This is a genomic window from Limimaricola cinnabarinus (assembly GCF_047631075.1).
In the GTDB taxonomy this organism is placed as follows: domain Bacteria; phylum Pseudomonadota; class Alphaproteobacteria; order Rhodobacterales; family Rhodobacteraceae; genus Limimaricola; species Limimaricola cinnabarinus.
Genome location: NZ_JBLHYX010000013.1, coordinates 39,875 through 57,432, shown reverse-complemented (window position 1 = coordinate 57,432; position 17,558 = coordinate 39,875). Strand labels below are relative to the sequence as shown.

General features: G+C 64.8%; 17 protein-coding genes. 12 read left to right on the top strand and 5 right to left on the bottom strand.

Annotated features, from left to right (window positions below; translation table 11 throughout):
* Positions 1 to 234 precede the first annotated feature (234 nt).
* The 12 genes from ACJASC_RS11815 to ACJASC_RS11760 all read left to right on the top strand — a co-directional run bounded on the left by ACJASC_RS11815 (position 235) and on the right by ACJASC_RS11760 (position 9,731).
* Entirely contained in the window at positions 235 to 393 is a 159-nt protein-coding gene (locus ACJASC_RS11815) for an integrase core domain-containing protein (protein WP_415146220.1), read from the top strand.
* Positions 394 to 802: 409 nt separating this feature from the next.
* Entirely contained in the window at positions 803 to 2,221 is a 1,419-nt protein-coding gene (locus tag ACJASC_RS11810; RefSeq protein WP_415146219.1) for a ferredoxin reductase family protein, read from the top strand.
* Positions 2,218 to 2,898, top strand: coding sequence for a response regulator transcription factor (locus tag ACJASC_RS11805; RefSeq protein WP_415146218.1), 681 nt, complete (start codon positions 2,218 to 2,220; stop codon positions 2,896 to 2,898). The genes ACJASC_RS11810 and ACJASC_RS11805 overlap by 4 nt, the downstream gene beginning before the upstream one ends.
* A complete protein-coding gene (locus ACJASC_RS11800) occupies positions 2,879 to 4,222 on the top strand; it encodes a sensor histidine kinase (protein ID WP_415146217.1) in 1,344 nt (447 codons plus the stop codon). The genes ACJASC_RS11805 and ACJASC_RS11800 overlap by 20 nt, the downstream gene beginning before the upstream one ends.
* 72 nt (positions 4,223 to 4,294) lie before the next feature.
* Positions 4,295 to 4,528: a hypothetical protein gene (locus ACJASC_RS11795; protein ID WP_415146216.1), complete on the top strand. Its 234-nt coding sequence runs from the start codon at positions 4,295 to 4,297 to the stop codon at positions 4,526 to 4,528.
* Positions 4,529 to 4,563: 35 nt separating this feature from the next.
* On the top strand, positions 4,564 to 5,076 hold the full coding sequence (locus tag ACJASC_RS11790) for an EF-hand domain-containing protein (RefSeq protein WP_415146215.1): 513 nt from the start codon (positions 4,564 to 4,566) through the stop codon (positions 5,074 to 5,076).
* Positions 5,077 to 5,192: 116 nt separating this feature from the next.
* The gene (locus tag ACJASC_RS11785) at positions 5,193 to 5,555 is read left to right on the top strand and encodes a hypothetical protein (protein ID WP_415146214.1); all 363 of its coding nucleotides are present in this window, start codon (positions 5,193 to 5,195) and stop codon (positions 5,553 to 5,555) included.
* Positions 5,552 to 6,160: a DedA family protein gene (locus ACJASC_RS11780; RefSeq protein ID WP_415146213.1), complete on the top strand. Its 609-nt coding sequence runs from the start codon at positions 5,552 to 5,554 to the stop codon at positions 6,158 to 6,160. Before ACJASC_RS11785 ends, ACJASC_RS11780 begins: the two co-directional genes overlap by 4 nt.
* Positions 6,161 to 6,165: 5 nt before the next feature.
* A complete protein-coding gene (locus ACJASC_RS11775) occupies positions 6,166 to 7,110 on the top strand; it encodes an endonuclease/exonuclease/phosphatase family protein (RefSeq protein ID WP_415146212.1) in 945 nt (314 codons plus the stop codon).
* Between the two features lie 296 nt (positions 7,111 to 7,406).
* Positions 7,407 to 8,027 (top strand): cytochrome b, encoded by a 621-nt coding sequence (locus ACJASC_RS11770; RefSeq protein ID WP_415146211.1) that lies wholly within the window; start codon positions 7,407 to 7,409, stop codon positions 8,025 to 8,027.
* A gap of 79 nt (positions 8,028 to 8,106) precedes the next feature.
* Complete coding sequence (locus ACJASC_RS11765; protein ID WP_415146210.1) at positions 8,107 to 9,204, top strand: DUF3500 domain-containing protein; 1,098 nt, start codon at positions 8,107 to 8,109, stop codon at positions 9,202 to 9,204.
* Between the two features lie 14 nt (positions 9,205 to 9,218).
* Positions 9,219 to 9,731 (top strand): hypothetical protein, encoded by a 513-nt coding sequence (locus ACJASC_RS11760; RefSeq protein ID WP_415146209.1) that lies wholly within the window; start codon positions 9,219 to 9,221, stop codon positions 9,729 to 9,731.
* A 268-nt stretch (positions 9,732 to 9,999) separates the two neighbouring features.
* On the opposite strand, the gene ACJASC_RS11755 is transcribed toward ACJASC_RS11760, so the two are convergent.
* The 5 genes from ACJASC_RS11755 to ACJASC_RS11735 all read right to left on the bottom strand — a co-directional run bounded on the left by ACJASC_RS11755 (position 10,000) and on the right by ACJASC_RS11735 (position 17,549).
* Positions 10,000 to 10,920 carry a MurR/RpiR family transcriptional regulator gene (locus ACJASC_RS11755; RefSeq protein ID WP_415146208.1) on the bottom strand — a complete coding sequence of 307 codons (921 nt, stop codon included), beginning with the start codon at positions 10,918 to 10,920 and terminating at the stop codon, positions 10,000 to 10,002.
* Positions 10,921 to 11,112: 192 nt separating this feature from the next.
* On the bottom strand, positions 11,113 to 14,571 hold the full coding sequence (pyc, locus tag ACJASC_RS11750) for a pyruvate carboxylase (RefSeq protein ID WP_415146274.1): 3,459 nt from the start codon (positions 14,569 to 14,571) through the stop codon (positions 11,113 to 11,115).
* Between the two features lie 80 nt (positions 14,572 to 14,651).
* Positions 14,652 to 15,773, bottom strand: coding sequence for a Gfo/Idh/MocA family protein (locus ACJASC_RS11745; protein WP_415146207.1), 1,122 nt, complete (start codon positions 15,771 to 15,773; stop codon positions 14,652 to 14,654).
* Entirely contained in the window at positions 15,754 to 16,728 is a 975-nt protein-coding gene (locus ACJASC_RS11740; RefSeq protein WP_415146206.1) for a hydroxyacid dehydrogenase, read from the bottom strand. Before ACJASC_RS11740 ends, ACJASC_RS11745 begins: the two co-directional genes overlap by 20 nt.
* Positions 16,728 to 17,549: an HpcH/HpaI aldolase family protein gene (locus ACJASC_RS11735; RefSeq protein WP_415146205.1), complete on the bottom strand. Its 822-nt coding sequence runs from the start codon at positions 17,547 to 17,549 to the stop codon at positions 16,728 to 16,730. The genes ACJASC_RS11740 and ACJASC_RS11735 overlap by 1 nt, the downstream gene beginning before the upstream one ends.
* Positions 17,550 to 17,558: the final 9 nt, after the last annotated feature.

The following is a 17,558-nucleotide window of genomic DNA, read 5'->3' as shown; positions in this document are numbered from 1 at the left end:
TCTCAGACCGCATCACCCATTTTCAGCCATAGCTCAGGGCGCCGTTCTCCGTGTCAGATGGGCCCCCGCGGCACGCGAGCGTACCATAGCCGTCGCAAAATAAACTCGCTGCTGTAGCGCTTCTGAAAAGGAGGTCACGGCCGACTACTGCGCGAGGTGAGGTCTTCTCAGGCGCCCATGGCCTCCTTTTCAGAGGTGCTACGGGCCTGAATTTGCCAGCCGTTTGCCCAACCAGTGGGCCTACTCGACAAGGTGGGGCTGGACTTCTCGCGGCCTGAGAAACCCAGCGACAACGCTTACATCGAGGCCTCCGACGCCCGGCTCGGGCAGGAGTGCCTGAACGCCTCATGGCTCTTGTCAATGGATGACGCCCGCCAACGCATCAATGAATAGAGGATCGATCACAATGACCATCAGCCGTATTCGGCGCTGGGAAACTCAACCCCCAGCGCATTCGCGGCTCAACTCGAACCATCTCGAAAGGTCGCATAGCGCCCGGGCCAGGGACGGGGTGGAGTTGGGCTTAGCCCAAAACTTCAAGTTCAAACGGTCGCGTTTTCAGGGGGCAGAGCAACGCCATACATGGATCTCTATTTCATCACCGGAGATTGCAACACCTACGGGCCTCCACAACTAACAGACTCGCTCAGTCCGCTCCTCTGCTGCGGCGCATCGCCATGGATGACCGGGAAACTGGTTGCGTCCGTTCTGGGCATGCTGCCTTACAGAACTGTAAGCCAGCGGACAGCGAGGTGAGAGCCTTTCCCGCCATCTGTTTTCACGCAAACCGCATGAGGACAGGATGACCGGACGAATTGTTTTCTTCTCCACGACGCGCCGTTGGGCGGCTCGTGCGTTCATGCCAATGCCCCTCGCTGGCCTCGTTGTCCTGATCGCCCCATTCGTGCCGGTGGCGAACATCGTTCCCGCGACGCTTGGGGCTCTCGCGTTGTCCGGAATGGCACTGTCGCTAGCCATCGCAGGGCGCGGGGCTTGGCTGGACCGCGCATTGGGCGGTCCGGACAAGGCCTTTGCGTGGCACCGTGCCGCGGGTTACGCTGCCGTGGCAGGGCTGGTCGGGCACTGGCTGTTGGCCTCGTCGGTCGGGGCGGGGCCGATACCGCCGCTGGCCGATGCCGGTGAGCTCGCCGGGCTCGGCGCGGGCGTCGGCATCGTGGTGTTGTCCACCATCTCGGCGCTGCGCCTGGTCCCGCATCATTGGTGGCGGGCGAGCCATTGGCTGATGGGGCCGCTCTTCGCCGTCTCGGTCTTTCACACATTTCTCTCGGCCGGTCCGCTTCCCGCCTTCTCGCCGCCGTGGCTGGTGCTGCTAGCGGTCAGCGGCATCGGGTCGTGGGGCTGGATCGCCAGCCTGCGCAAGGTGTCGCGCGCCGAGGTCCCGGCGCATGTGACCCGGATCGAGCGGCGGGACGGGGCCATCGAATTCGAGGTCGCGGCCGACATAACGACCCCCCGCTACCGCCCGGGACAGTTCGCGGCCCTAATCGTGCCGGGCCTTTCGGACGAGCCGCATCCTTTCTCGATCGCCGGCGGATCGGGCGCTCGGCGTCAGTTCGGAATACGTGTGGCGGGCGATTGGACCGCGCGACTGCACCGCGAGATGCGGGTGGGGGACATGGTCACGCTTGGCGCGCCGCAGGGCCGCTTCACGCCGCGTCTCGATAGCGCCCGCAAGGCCCAGATCTGGGTCGCGGGCGGGGCGGGCATCACGCCCTTTCTCGCGGCCCTGGAGACGATGCAGCCGGACGATGCGGCACCTATCACCCTGATCTACGTCTATCGCGGTGCGCCCGGTGCCATCGGCTTGGACCGCCTCCACCGCCAGAGCGCGCGCCTGCCGCAGTTAAAGCTGGTGTTGCATGACAGCGCCTGTGAGGGACGGATCACAGGCTTGGTTCTGGATGCGGTCATGACGGCACTGCCCCGCCGCTGCGACCTTTACATGTGCGGACCTGAGGCTCTGAAGGATATGGCCCGTGCAGCTTATCGCCGGGCGGAAAAGGCAGGACGGGTTCGCCACGAGGATTTCGACTTCCGAGCGGCGTGGTCGCTGGCCGATCTGGCAGCCGGAGTGCGGCGTATCGCCCTCCTCTTCATAGGCCCTGCGGCCGCAGTGGGACGCGCGGCGCCGCCCGCTTTCAAACGGCTGCACGCTGCAACTGGTCTCTCCACGCTCATCCCGGTTAGGGTCGCGCCATGAAGGTGATGGTTCTCGAAGACGACAAGGAGATCGGCGCCTGGGTGCGCGACGGTCTGACCCGTGCCGGCCACACGGTCGATCTCGTGACCGACGGCAAGGACGCGCTGATCGCCGCCACGACGCGCGAGTTCGACGTGCTGGTGCTCGACCGCATGGTGCCGGGGCTCGACGGGCTGTCGGTGCTGAAATCGATCAGAGCTGCCAAGGTGCAGACCCCGGTGCTGTTCCTGACCGCCCTGTCGGACATCGACGACCGGGTCGAGGGGCTGCAATCGGGGGCGGACGATTACCTGTCGAAACCCTTCGCCCTGACCGAGCTGGAGGCTCGGGTCTCGGTGCTCGGCCGCCGCGCCGCGCCCTCATCGGCCTCGGAGGTCACCAAGCTGGTCGCAGGCGATGTCACGCTCGACCTGCTGAAGCAGACCTGCATGCGGCGCGGCCAGCAGATCGACTTAAATGGCAAGGAGTTCCGCCTACTCGAGGCCCTGATGCGGGCCAAGGGCCGGGTCCAGACCCGCAACATGCTGCTCGAGAAGGTCTGGGACATGAACTTCGACCCGACCACCAGCGTGGTCGAGACGCATATGAGCCGGCTCAGGGCCAAGATCGAGAAGCCGTTCGGCGACACGATCATCCGCACGATCCGGGGCGCGGGCTATGTCATCGACGCCGCTTAGGGCGGCGCGCAGGCTCTGGCGGCTCTCGGCGCTGCGGCAGGCTGTGCTGCTGACCGCCGCCTTCCTCGCCATCCTCGTCGGTGCCGCCGTGTTCTCGGTTTTCGAGGTCCGGCAGGCGATGGACCGTCGCGTCGATGACCGGCTCGAGGCGCGCTTCGCGGTGGCCAGCCAGTCGATCGCCGAGGGCGACTTCGACCCGGCGCAGGCACGGGGCTCCTCGCTGGAGCGGGTGATCTTCCTGCCCGAGGCCCGACGCGACGACGCGCTGTTTGGCCGGCGCGGCACCTTTTACGAGGCAGACCTCGTGCCACGCCAGCGCCGCGGCCCGCCCGAGCCATGGCTGTTCTTCGGCGGCTCGGCCGCTGGCGGCTGGCTAATCGTTGGCCAGAACGTGGGCGAGCTATCGGTCTTCGACGAGGTGCTGGTCGACACTTTCATCGGCATCGGCTGGGCGACGCTCGCGGTGGCGATGCTGATGGGGCTGGCCCTGGGCTGGCGCACGCAGCGGCGCCTGTCGGAAATCACCGGCGTGTTGGGCCGCGCCGCGGAGGGCGATCTGACCGCGCGGGTAGCACCGGACCGCGACCGGGACGATCTCGATCATCTGGGCCAACAGGTCGATGAGACCATTGCCCGCATCCAGGCTGCGCTCGAACAGGCCAAGGGCTTTTCCGCCAACATCGCGCATGACCTGAAGACGCCGCTGACCCGGCTCCGCATCCGGCTGGAAAGCGCGCTGATGGCCGAGGCCGACCGCGAGGACGAGATCGGCGCCGCGCTTGAGGAAACCGACCGCGCCATCGCGATCTTCGACGCCTTCCTGCGGCTGTCGCGCCTGGAGAGCGGTGCGCTGGAGCGGCGCTTTGAGACCGTCGACCTCGCTGCGCTCGCCCGTGACATCGCCGAGACCTACGCGCCGGTGATCGAGGATTCGGGCCGCGTCCTGCGCACTGAGATCGCCCCGATCACCATGCAGGGCGACAAAGTCCTGCTCAGCCAGCTCATGACCAACCTCATCCAGAACGCACTGCGGCACACGCCTGAGGGCAGCATCCTGACGCTGGTGGCGCGTGACGGCGCGTTCGGCCTGATGGATGACGGGCCCGGCATCCCAGAGGCCGAGCGCGAGCGGGTGCTCGAGCCGCTCTACCGGCTCGATCGCAGCCGCGGCACCGAAGGCGCCGGGCTCGGCCTCGCGCTGGCCCGGACGATCGCCGCGCGACATGGCGGCCGGCTGGTTCTGTCCGAGACGCCCGGCGGCGGGCTGTTCGCCCAGATGGTTTGGGGCCGGGCTTTGGAAAAGCCGAAGCTGACAGAACTGTAAGCTTCGCGCCAAGCGGGTGCAAAACCCCGGTTCCATATGTGCCTCATCGATAGAGACGAAAGGCACATCGAGATGAAGAAGATCACCAACACCCTGCAAGTCGTCGGCGGTGCGCTGGTCGCGCTGGTCCTTGCGCCCGTCGTCGCGCTGTTCGGTCTGACGGTGCTCGGCCTCGCCATCGGCGCGGCGGCGCTGCTGACGGGCGGTGTCACCGCGAAGATCTGGCAGCAGAGCCGCCAAGCCGACGCCGACGCGCAGGACGCTGAAGAGGCCTCGCCGTCGCAGGCCGACACCCAGCCCGCCTGACCCTTTCCAACACCAATTCAGACAGGACCACCTCCATGTTCAAAGACAAGATCCTCCCCATCGGCTTTCTCGCCTCCGCCCTGACCCTGTCGGGCATGGTGGTCGCAACCGCGCAGACCGCGAGCACGGAAGTTCAAGCGAACCAGCCCGCGACCGTCGCGTCCGTCGAGATGGTGGTTCCGGTCGACCACCGCGGCGGCAAACGGGGCCGCGACGGGCGCGGCATGACCCTTGGCGCCCTCGTCACCGATGCGGATGGCGACGGCAGGATCACCACCGACGAGATCGACCTGGCCCGCGCGGCCCTCGTCGCAGGTGCGGATGCGAGCGGTGATGGCGATATCTCCCTCGAGGAATACGAGGCGATCTTCGCGGAGCTGATGCGGGAGCGCCTCGTCGACAGCTTCCAGGAGCTCGACGGCGATGCCAGCGGCAGCATCACTGGGCAGGAGTTCGACGACGCGCTTGGCCGCATCATCGACCGGATGGACCGCAACGAGGACGGTGTCATCGACGCGGACGACCGTCGCGGCCACGACCGGACCTGACCGTCACCGGGCCTTGCGGCACGCCTGCCTCCCTCGCGGGAGGCAGGCCAAGGTCGCGGGCCTGCTGACGAGATGACAGGGTGGCTACGTCGTAGCGAACAGGCAGGACCTACCGGATGACAGGCTTTTTCAGATTTGTCTGGCACAGGCACAGGAGGCTCGGACTGGTCACGTTGGTGGCGTTCGGGATGCTGATCTTCTTCGCCGCCGATTTCGCAGGCGAAGCAATCTACTTCGCCAACCCCGCCAACCGGGATCGTCCCGTCGAGCCGTGGATGTCGATCCGCTACGTCGAGCGGTCCTGGGACCTCACCAAGCCTGTGATCTTCGACATCATCGGCTACGACGTCGACACGCCCCCCGATGCGGTGCCGCGCTCGGTCGCGGAATTCCTGCGCGAGAGCGGCATGACGCTACCGGAGTTCCAGGCCCGGATCGAAGAGGCGCAGCAGCTGCTTCGGGAGCAGAGGAACAGATGACCGAGACCTTCCTCGCCCTCATCCCGACCTACGGGCTGTGGCTGATCTTCGGCTGCGTCACCCTGTCGGGCCTCGCGCTCCCGGTGCCGTCCTCGATGATGGTGATGGTCGCGGGCGGCTTCGCCGCAGCCGAGGAGTTCGCGCTGTGGCAGCTCGTCGCCTTCGCCTATGCCGGTTTCGCGATCGGCGACCAGATCGCCTTCTGGACCGCGCACCGGGCCGGCGGGCCACTGATCGAGCGTATGGGGCGCAGTCCCGGCACTGCGAAGGTCATCGGCCGCGCGCAACGGCTGGTCGAGCGACGCGGGCTCGCGGCCGTGTTCCTGTCGCGCACCGTGCTCAGCCCGCTCGGGCCCTATGTCGGCTACATCTCCGGCGCGCTCGGCATGTCCTGGGTCGGCTTCACCCTGACAGCCCTTGGCGGCGGGTTCCTGTGGAGCCTCGGCTACGCGTGGCTCGGCTTCGCTTTCGCCGACCGGATCGCCCAGATCGCCTCCCTGATCAGCAGCTCAGTCGGCGTCGTAATGGCCGGTGCGCTCGCCATTGGCGGTCTGGCCTGGCTCATACGCAACTACCGCCGCGCCCAGTCAGCCTTTGAGGAATGAATAGGATGCCGAAGACCACTCTCACGCGCTGGATCAGGCGCGCGGCGAAGGCCGCCACGGCGGCGCTGGCCCTGCTGGCCCTTGTCGCCTGCGCGCAGATCTATCGCAACTCCGGCAGCGAACCCCTGCCGCTGCGCTACGCAACGAGCCTGCGGGTGGCGAGCTACAATGTCCACTACATCTCGCTGCGCCAGGAGACCGGCCCGTGGTCGGTGGGCGACTGGGAGCGGCGCAAGGGTCCGCTCGACAAGGCGTTCAAGTTTCTTGAGGCTGATCTCGTCGCCTTCCAGGAAATGGAGAGCCATGCGGGCCGCTCTGAGAGCCAACGGAACCTGACGCTGGACTGGCTGCTCGCCAACAACCCGGACTACGCCGCCGCGGCGGTGGGCGACGTCTCCGAGTTCCCCTCGACCCAGCCGATCCTCTACCAGGCCGACCGGCTGTCCCTCGCGGATCAGGGCTGGTTCTTCTTCTCCGAAACGCCGGACGTGATCTACTCGCGCACCTTCAACGGCTCCCATCCGGCCTTCGCGTCGTGGGCCGAGTTCGCCGACCGACGCACCGGCGCGCGGTTCAAGGTGGTCAACATCCACACCGACTACGCCAGCCGCGACAACCGCCTCCGCTCGGCGGAGCTGGTTACCGAGCGGATCGCGCCCTGGATCAAGGCGGGCGAGACGGTGCTGGTCGCGGGCGACCTCAACGCTCGGTCAGGTGACCGGGTGCTGGAGATCATCGAGGCCGCCGGCGTAACCTTCGCCCCGGTCGAGGGCGCGACCTACCACTTCGATCGCGGCCTGAACCTGTTCGGCGCCATCGACCACCTCGGCTGGGCCGGCCCCGTCGCCATGGTGGATGACCCGGTAGTGGTCCGGCGCAAATTCTCCGACGAATGGCCGACCGACCACTACCCGGTCGTGCTCGACCTGAAGTTGGCCGGCGACAGCTGAGCCGGCGTAAAACGACCGGAATTCTGCTCCAGGCCTGGATCGCTGGGCTCGATACCGGATGACCGGGCCCCGGCGGGATCGCGAACCTGACAGAATTGTAAGGCCGATGCCAGCTGGCCGACAGCACAGCCGCGTAGACGCTGGGCATCGATTGGAAAGGCTCACCCTATGACGACGCTTCGCGTCCCGTCCCTGGCCGCCCGGGACATCCCCAGACGAATTTACAATTGCAGACGATCCGCCACCCAGTCCCTGAACGCCACGAGAAGAGGGCAGCGTCTTGAGAGGGCGCCGGAATGACCGATCGCTCTTTCGCAACCGATTACACCCCGTCATCCGACCAAGGTGGCTATTCTCGCCTGTCGCGGCTGCTGCACTGGAGCGTCGCCGCCGGTTTCCTTGGTGCGCTGGCCATAGGCCTTTTGCTGGACTGGTTGCCGCGCGAGGCTCGCGGCGTCTGGCTTGATCCGCACCGCACGCTCGGCCTCGGGGTGCTGGCCTTCGGCATGTGGCGGCTGCTGCGGCGGGTCCGTATCGGCTTTCCCGCACCCGAGGCGTTGCAGCCGCGCTGGCAGGCCCTGGCGGCCCGCGCCACCCATTGGGCGCTACTCGCCGCGACGCTGGCGATGCCGCTCTCGGGGGTGCTGATGACCGTGGCACGGGGACGGGCGGTCGAACTCTGGGGGCTGACCGTGATCCCGGCCTGGGGCGAGATCGGCTGGCTGGCGGCTACCGCGGGCGCGCTGCACGAGGCCGCGCTGCCGGTTCTGGTCGGGCTCGTCGCACTTCATCTGGGCGGAGCCCTGAAGCATCACCTCGTCGATCACGACGACACGCTGCGCCGGATGTTAGGGAACGCCAGAGAGCGCCATGCCGACACCGGGTCCCGTCCACACGCCTCTGAACCGACCCCCTGACGGGTTCGCAACTTCAGCTTCCCAGTGACCCGACTCTACGAGCCGGAAGCTCTCACTTACCGCTAATTGGACAGTCATCATGAAAAAGACATCCGTCATTCTTCTCGGCGCCACCGCCATTGCTGCCGCTGCCGGGATCTATGGCCTGGCCGAAGGGCCGCTCTCGGCCCAAGGCCGCAGCCTGCAATCCCCGCCGGTCGAGATCGAGATGAAGTCGAGCTTCGAGGTGCCCGCCGCGGACGCACAGACCGAGGCCATCGTAACGGCGGCGCAGGCCTTCCTCGAGACGCTCGACAAAGCGCAGCGCGAGGCGGCCATGTTCGCCTTCGACGACGCGACCCAGAGGGGCAACTGGTCGAACTTCCCGGACGGCCCCGTGCAGCGCGCCGGTGTCATGCGCGGCGACATGACCGAGAATCAGCTGGCCGCGCTCGATGCGCTGCTGTCCACGGTGATGAGCGAGGACGGGGTGAACAACGTCCGCTACCAGCTCGCCGCCGAGGATACGCTCGACGACGGCAGCGGCGGGCCGAATTTCGGCAGCGACTATTACTATGTCTCGTTTCTCGGCGAACCCTCGACCCACGCGCCTTGGATGCTTCAGTTCGGCGGACATCACTTGGCGATCAACGTTACGATCTTCGGCCCCGACGTGACCTTCTCTCCGATGCTGACGGGCGGCGAACCGCTGAACATCGATTACGAGGGCCAGCAGATCTACATCACCGCCGACGAGACCACCGCTGCGCAGGCCCTAATGGACAGCCTTTCGGAGGATCAGAAAGCACAAGCGATCGTCTCCGACACGCCGATCAACTTGCTGCTGGGGCCGGGTGAATTCGGCACCAGAGTCGCGCCGGAAGGCATCAAGGGCAGCGATCTGGACGACGCTCAGAAGGCGCTGCTGTCGGACGTGATCGCGGCTCGGCTCGGCTTCATCAATGCCGATGATTTCGCGGCCAAGATGGAGGTCGTGGAGGTCGAGCTGGACGACACCTGGTTCGGCTGGTGGGGCCCTGAGGGCACGCTGGGCGCGGCCTATTTTAGGGTCACCGCGCCGTCGGTGATCACCGAATATGCCCCGCAGGATATGGACGGCGATCCTACCGACCACGCCCATAACATGTATCGCGACCCAGCCAACGATTATGGCGTGGCCTGGGTCGAGGCCGAATGATGCGCGCCGCGGCCGTGGCGCTGATCTCGGCTCTGACGGCGGGGTCGGTACTGGCTCATCCGCATGGCGAGGTGGATCAGCAGGTGACATTATCGCTACTCCCGGGACGGGTGGTGATCGAGGCGGTGATCATGCCGTCGGCGCCCGACGGCGTGGCAATCTACGCCCAACTTGACAGAGATGGCGACGGGGCCGTCTCGGGTTTCGAGGCGACGGACTTCGGGGCCGAACTCCTGGCAGCGACTCATCTCTCGGCGGGCGGTGCCGCGCTGGCGTTGTCCACACCCGAGGTCACGATCGCCGAGCGCGACCGGGTGGAGACCGGTCTCGGCCAAATCATATGGCGCGCCGAAGCCGAGCTGCCGTCCCGACTCGAGAGGCTCGACTTCACGATCGATTACGGCGCCTTCTCGCACAACTGGTTCGTGCAGCCCTTCTATGCGTCCGAGATCGTCGCGATGGGGGTGCCAGAGCTGGAGCGCTCCGGGGACGGCGCCACAGTGACGCTGCGCTGGCCTGGGAACTAGCGGCGTGACTGCGGCGTGGCGGGGGACGCTATCGCTCCCCCGCCGCATCGTCACGCGTCCCGATAGATGGGATGGTTGCCGCCCTCCCATCTATCTGGTCCCGCGCCTGCGCGGCAAGCCGGGCGTTAGTGACCCTTGATCGCGGAAATCGATATCAGCTTTATGCGATAGCTTCGTCGTTCTTCGTGGTCGGTGCCACAAGGGCTGGCATGCGAGCGGCAGCGGGCATCCGAGCTTTCAGATTTCCCCCGGCAAGGGCGCTACAGCGTCAGCGTGTCGCTGTGACCGTTGGAATGCGAGGGCTTTCGGTGTTTTTTTGAACCCGCGCTGCCACGGCAACCGTCAGCGCCTGCGCAAGGCACATCGGTGCCGCTAGCGAGCGTGAGAAAATGTAGTCGTGCTCCGGCACCGCAAAGAGTACTGCGGCGGTCTTTGCCAGCGGCGAAAGGGTGCTGTCGCTGATTGCGATGATCGGCACGCCTGCCTTGCTGGCGGATTCGGCAATGTTCACCACCTCGGTGGCATAATAACGGAAAGAGACTGCGATCAGCATGTCCTGCGGGCCAATGGTTCGCGCGATGTGGGTTGCAAGACCTCCGCTGGCGTCAAGCAGCACGCAAGACTGCCCCAGCATGGTAAGGACGTAGCGCAGCAGGTCCGCCACTGGAGCGGCGCGCAGTTGCCCAATGATATAGACGGTGCGGGCCGAAACGATGCAATCGGCCGCGCGGGCCAGATCATCCGGCGCAATATTATCCAGCAGGCCCTCGAGCGAGGCTATATCTGAAACGACCAGATCGCGTAGAAACCCGTACTCTGACCGATCCTCGCGCCCCTCTAGCGCCGCATCGAGCGCCTGCCGCCGAGCCTCGAACCCGGGCGCAGCCGTCGAAAGACGTTTTTGGAACAACGCCTGCAGGTCCTTGAAGCCCTTGTAGCCAAGTGCCTGCGCAAAGCGTACAAAACTCGAGGCATGGATGCCGCAGTGCTCGCCAATCGCATTGACGGATTTGACCGCGACATCGTTGGGGTTCTGTGTGAGGTAGACCGAAATCTTCTGGTAGGTCTTACTCATCGAGTCATAGCGTTCGTGAATGAGGCGGATGAGCTCTTCGTAATTCTCCGGTCGCCGGTCGCTCTGCATCTGCTCTGCCTTTCCGCTCGACGCGTCGAGTTCTACAAGCGTCACGTCCCATACATGACAACCCGTAGCGCACTATCTAATTATGCAATATTCGTTGCAAGGTGGCCAGCCAACAAGACTCTGGTAGTCACATGAGAGAAATGCGGCCCCATGCGCTAGGACTACCTTTTTGCCTTTCCCGGAATACTCTAGGGGAGCCCGAAGGGCAGGGGCAGCGCGCTCATCCGGTGCGGGGGCCTACTCCAGTTCAATCAGCAGATCCTTGGCGTCGATCTGGCCGCCGAGCACCACATGAACCGCCTTGACCACCGCATCGCGTTCGGCGTGTAGGCCGGTTTCCATCTTCATTGCCTCGATAGTCAGCAGCAGATCGCCTTCCTGGACCTGCGCCCCCGCCTGCACCCCGACCGAAGCCACCACGCCGGGCATCGGCGCGCCGATGTGCGAGGCATTGCCCAGTTCTGCCTTGGGCCGGGCGGCAGAGGTTGCCTTGGCCTTGCGGTTGGGTACGCGCACCGCGCGCGGCTGGCCGTTGAGTTCAAAGAACACCCGGACCTCGCCGTCGTCTTGGGTTTCGCCCACAGTGATCAGCCGGATTTCCAGCGTCTTGCCGGGGTCGATTTCGGCGGTGACCTCTTCGCCGGGCTTCATCCCATAGAAATAGGTCAGCGTTGGCAGCACGCGCACCGGACCGTATTCCTCGTGGCGGGCGACGTAATCGGTGAAGACCTTGGGATACATCAGGTAGCCGTTGAAATCCTCGTCGTCAAAATCGACATCGGGGAATTTGTCGGCTAGCTCGCTGCGCATCGCCGCCAGATCGGCCGGGGCAAGATGCGCGCCGGGACGTTCCAAATTGGGGCTTTCGCCTTTCAATACCTTGCCTGCGATGGTCTGAGGGAAGCCGCCTGGCGGCTGGCCAAGATTGCCACGCATCATGTCAATCACCGACTCGGGAAAGCTGACATCGGTGCCGGGGTCTTCGACCTGCGCGCGGGTCAAGTTCTGGCTCACCATCATCAGCGCCATATCTCCGACCACCTTGGACGAGGGCGTCACCTTGACGATATCGCCGAACATCTGGTTCACGTCGGCATAGGTCTGGGCGACCTCGTGCCAGCGTTCTTCCAGCCCCATCGCGCGGGCCTGCGCCTTGAGGTTAGTGAACTGCCCGCCGGGCATTTCGTGCAGGTAAACCTCGGAGGCCGGGGCCTGAAGGCCGGATTCGAAGGCCGCATACTGGCCGCGCACCGCTTCCCAGTAGTTCGACAGCTCGCGGATCGTGCCCACGTCCAGCAGCGTGTCGCGGTCGGTGTGGCGCAGCGCCTCGACGATTGAGCCAAGCGTCGGCTGCGAGGTGTTGCCCGAAAGGCTGTCCATCGCCGCGTCTACCGCGTCGACACCAGCGCGCGCGGCCTCGATGATCGTGGCGATGCTGGCACCAGAGGTGTCGTGGGTGTGGAGGTGGATCGGCAGATCGACCTCTTGCTTGAGCGCATTGATCAGCATTCCGGCGGCATTGGCTTTCAGTAGCCCTGCCATGTCCTTGAGGCCAAGCACATGTGCGCCGGCGGCCTTCAGTTCCTTGCCCATGTCGACGTAGTACTTCAGGTTGTACTTGGCGCGGGCCGGGTCAAGTATATCGCCGGTGTAGCAGATGGTGCCTTCGCAGACTTTACCGCTTTCGATTACCGCATCCATCGCGACCCGCATGTTTTCGACCCAGTTCAGCGAATCAAACACGCGGAACACGTCGACGCCGCTATCGGCTGCCTGCGCGACAAAGCTTTGCACCACGTTGTCGGGGTAGTTGGTATAACCCACGCCGTTCGAGGCGCGCAGCAGCATCTGCGTCATGATGTTTGGAACGTGCGCGCGAATGTCGCGAAGGCGTTGCCACGGGCATTCCTGCAAGAAGCGGTAGGCCACGTCGAAAGTCGCGCCGCCCCAGCATTCGACCGAGAACAGGTCGGACATATTGGCGGCATAGGCGGGGGCGACCTTGATCATGTCGATCGAGCGCATTCGTGTCGCCAGCAGGGATTGGTGCCCGTCGCGCATGGTGGTGTCGGTGATCAATAGCCGCTTTTGCGCCGACATCCAGCCGGCTACCGCCTGCGCGCCTTTTTCCTCGAGCAGCGTGCGAGTGCCGGCGGGCGGCACCTCGTGCAGCGCCGTGGGCACGCGCGCGGGTTTCAGCTCGGCGGCGGGCTTGGGGCGGTTCTGCACCTCGGGGTGACCGTTTACCGTGATGTCGGCGATATAGGTCAGAACCTTGGTGCCCCGGTCGCGGCGCTTTTTGAAATCGAACAGCTCGGGCGTCGTGTCGATGAATTTGGTGCTGTATTGGTTATTCAGGAACACCGGGTGCTTGAGCAGGTTGATCACGAAGTCGATGTTCGTGCTGACTCCGCGGATGCGGAACTCGCGCAAGGCACGATCCATCCGCTTGATCGTCTTTTCCGGGGTCGCGGCCTTGGCGGTCACCTTTACCAGCAGCGAATCGTAATAGCGGGTGATGATGCCGCCCGCATAGGCGGTGCCGCCGTCCAGGCGGATGCCCATGCCGGTGGCGCTGCGATAGGCGGTGATGCGCCCATAATCGGGGATGAAATTATTGGTCGGATCTTCAGTAGTGATCCGGGTCTGAAGCGCGTGGCCAGTCAAGCGCACATCGTATTGAGACGCCTTGCCGGTGGCTTCGGGGAGACTTCTGCCCTCGGCGATCAGGATCTGCGCTTGTACAATGTCGATGCCGGTGACTTCCTCTGTGACGGTGTGTTCGACCTGAACGCGAGGGTTCACCTCGATGAAGTAGAATTTGCCGGTTTCCATATCCATAAGGAATTCGACGGTGCCGGCGCATTCGTAATTCACATGCGCGCAGATCTTGCGGCCCAGCTCGCAGATTTCCTCGCGCTGCGCTTCGGAAAGATAGGGGGCGGGGGCGCGTTCAACGACCTTCTGATTGCGGCGCTGCACCGAGCAGTCGCGTTCGTACAGGTGATAGATGTTGCCCATCTTGTCGCCAAGGATCTGCACCTCGACGTGGCGGGCGCGGATGATCATCTTTTCCAGATAACCCTCGCCGTTGCCGAAGGCGGCTTCGGCCTCGCGCCGGCCTTCCAGCACCTTTTCCTTAAGTTCCTTTGGCCCTTCGATGGGCCGCATCCCGCGACCGCCGCCGCCCCAGGACGCCTTGAGCATCAGCGGATAGCCGATTTCCTCGGCCTCGGCTGCGATGGCGTCCCAGTCATCGCCCAGCACCTCGGTGGCGGGAATGACGGGCACGCCAGCCTTGACGGCGACCTTGCGGGCGCTGGCTTTGTCGCCAAGGGCGCGCATGGTGGCCGCCTTCGGTCCGATGAAGGTGATTCCTGCAGCATCGCAGGCATCGACGAATTCGGGGTTTTCCGACAGCAGGCCATAGCCCGGGTGGATCGCATCCGCCCCCGCCAGCTTGGCGACACGGATGATCTCGGAGATCGACAGATAGGCTGCAACGGGGCCAAGCCCCTCGCCGATCCGGTAGGCCTCATCCGCTTTGAAGCGGTGCAGGCCTAGCTTGTCCTCTTCGGCAAAGACGGCGACCGTCTTCTTGCCCATCTCGTTCGCCGCCCGCATGATGCGAATGGCGATCTCTCCCCTGTTCGCAACGAGAATCTTCTGGAAGGACTTGGTGACTGGCTTGGACATGGGAAACTCCGGGGGAAATGACGTCTGCACGGCGGGCGCTTTCATGCGCCCGCCGTGCCGGAAGTGATCAGGCAAATGCTTCAGACGGATTTCCAGGCCCGGTGGCGCGATGAGGTCTGGATCGTCTCCACCAGCGTCTGGATACGGTGCCCGGCGCAAAAGCCGAATGGTTCGGCACCATCACCGGCAATAGCGTCCACGTAGCCTGCGACCTCGATCGCCTTGAGGTCGTTGAAACCGATCTGGTGGCCCGGCGCGACGCAGAAGCGACCGTACGGCGGATGCTCCGGTGCGGCTTCGATCCGGCGAAAGCCGCGGCGCCCGGGAGCATCGCACCCGTCGTAGAAATGCAGCTCGTTGAAACGCTGCTGGCTGAAGGCGAGCGCCCCCTTAGTGCCGTAGATCTCGAAATCATGCTGCATCTGGCGGCCCGTTGCGATCCAGTTGCCCTCGACCGACCCTTGCGCGCCGTTTGCGAACCGCAAAAAGGCGCGGCCCACATCGTCGACCTCGACCGCCCGCGTACCCCCGCGCCCGTCGGGGCGGGTGCCAATCATCGTGACGCAATCGCCCATGACCTCGGTGATCGGACCGAGGAGCATCTCGGCAGTGGCAAGCGCATGGCTGCCAATATCTGCAAGCGCGCCGCCGCCCACGGGATCGTGGCGAAAGCTGAAAGGCGTGGCGGCATCGGCCATGTAGTCCTCGGCGTGGATGCCGCGATAACCGCGGATATCGCCAAGCTCACCCGCCTCGATCATCGCGCGGGCGAGGCGCAGCATCGGGTTGCACAGGTAATTGAAACCAACCTGCGTTTTCACGCCGGCCGCCTCCGCCGCTCTGGCCATTTCGAGCGCATCCGATGCGCAGGGGGCAAGCGGCTTTTCGCAATAGACATGCTTGCCCGCCGCGATGGCCGCAAGCGCCATTTCCTTGTGCAGCGCATTGGGCGTGGTGATGTCGATCACGTCGATGTCCGGGTCTGCGATCAGCTTGCGCCAATCGTCGGTGGCGCGCGCAAAGCCAAGCGCCCCTGCCGCCTGCGTCGCGGAGTCCTGCGTCACGTCTGCGACGGTATGGAGCACGATATTGCGTGGCAGATCGAACACCTTTGGCGCCGTGGAGAAGCCGAAGGCATGGGTTTTGCCCATGAAGCCGGTCCCGATCAGGCCGATGTTGAGATCAGGCTTTGACGAGGCCATGTGCATAGTCCCTGTTCACGACCAGCGCGGGATCAATTCCCCCGGCGAGATAATCGAGAATGTTTTGCGCGGCATTGACGGCCATGCGTTCGGCGGCGCCTTCGGTCAACCCGCCGATATGGGGGCTTAGAATCACCTGGTCGAACGCATTGAGCGGATTGTCCGCAGCGGGGGGCTCGTTCTCGAACACGTCAAGCCCGGCGGCAGCGACTTTGCCCGAACCGATCGCGGCAATCAGAGCGGCTTCGTCCACGATGCCGCCGCGCGCTGTGTTCACGATGATCGCACCGTCCTTCATTGCGGCAAATTCTGCTGCGCCAATCAGCGGCTTTTCCGGCTTCGGGGCACTGACCGAGATCACGTCGGCCCAGCCGAGCGCCTCGTTGAGATCTTCTGCCGCGGCGATGGGCCCCTCGGGCCAGCCTCGCGAAACAAGGTATGGATCATAGGCGCGGATGGTCATGCCAAAGCCCGCCATCATCGCCGCCGTGTGCCGCCCGATCCGCCCATAGCCAAGGATCAGCAGGTTGCGCCCGCGCAGATCCTGGCTTTCCAGCTTGTTGCGCCAGCCCCAAGGGCCGCTGCGCACCGAAGCGTTGCCCCGCAAAGCGCGCTTGGATGCAGCAAGGATCATCATGCAGGCGTGTTCGGCGACGGAATAACTATTCACATCGCCGCAGACCGCCAAGGCGATGCCGCGTTCGTTCAATGCCGAGAGGTCGACTGCGTCATACCCGACGCCATGACGCGAGACGATCTTCAGGCGCCCCGCCTTCGCCACCGTTTCCGCGCTCATCGGCTGGGTGCGGATCAGCACCGCGTCGGCTTCATGCACGAACGCGGCGTAGCTGTTTTCGCTTACCTCATCGATATAACGCACGGTGATGTCTTCGGCGCTGTCTAGCACCGCGCGGCCCGCCGGGTGGATTTTTCCAGCAACGATCACATGCGCCATCAGTAGGCCCCCTTCATCGCTGCCGGGGCCGTGGCAGCCGCCCTCCTCGAAACCGCCTCACGGAAGGTGCGCACCGATGCCGCTGCCGCCCCCGCAAGCAGGCGGGTGTCGCCCGAAACGGTGGTCATGTCATAGCCCCAGCCTACGGCGCGGGCGGCATATTCGGCGGTACCGCAGTGCAGGGCGGCCATGATGCCGTGACGATGGCAAGTGTCCGCGATGGTCTGTAGCGCCTCAATCATCTCAGGCTCTTCGCGGTCGAACCCGGGGGGATACTTGCCGTCGCAGAGCGAAAAGGTCAGATCGGCCGGGCCAACATAGATCCCGTCCAACCCTGGCGTCGTGGCGATGGCGTCGAGGTTGGCCATGGCTTCCTTGGTTTCAACCATGGCCCAGCCGACGATCCTGTCGTTGGCCTCGGCGTGGATGTTCGCCCCCTGTGCATAGGCGGCGCGGGTGGGGCCGAAGCTGCGTTGCCCATGCGGCGGATAGCGCAGATAGCTGACGAATTCGGCGGCTTGTTCGGCGGTGTTGATCATCGGGCAGATGATCTGCATGGCGCCCGCGTCCAGCGCCTTCATGATCGCCGCCGGATCAAGCCAGGGCACCCGCGCCCCGATCACCACGCCAGAAGCGCGCATCGCCTGAAACATCGGCAATACTGCGGAATAGTCGAGCGCACCGTGCTGCCAGTCGATCGACACCGCGTCATAGCCCTGTGCGGCCATGATTTCGGCGGTGAACGGGTTTCCGATGGACAGCCAGCCATGCAGCACGGGACTGCCTTCGGCCCAGATCTGCGTGAGCTTGTTCTCGATCATCTGTCTCTC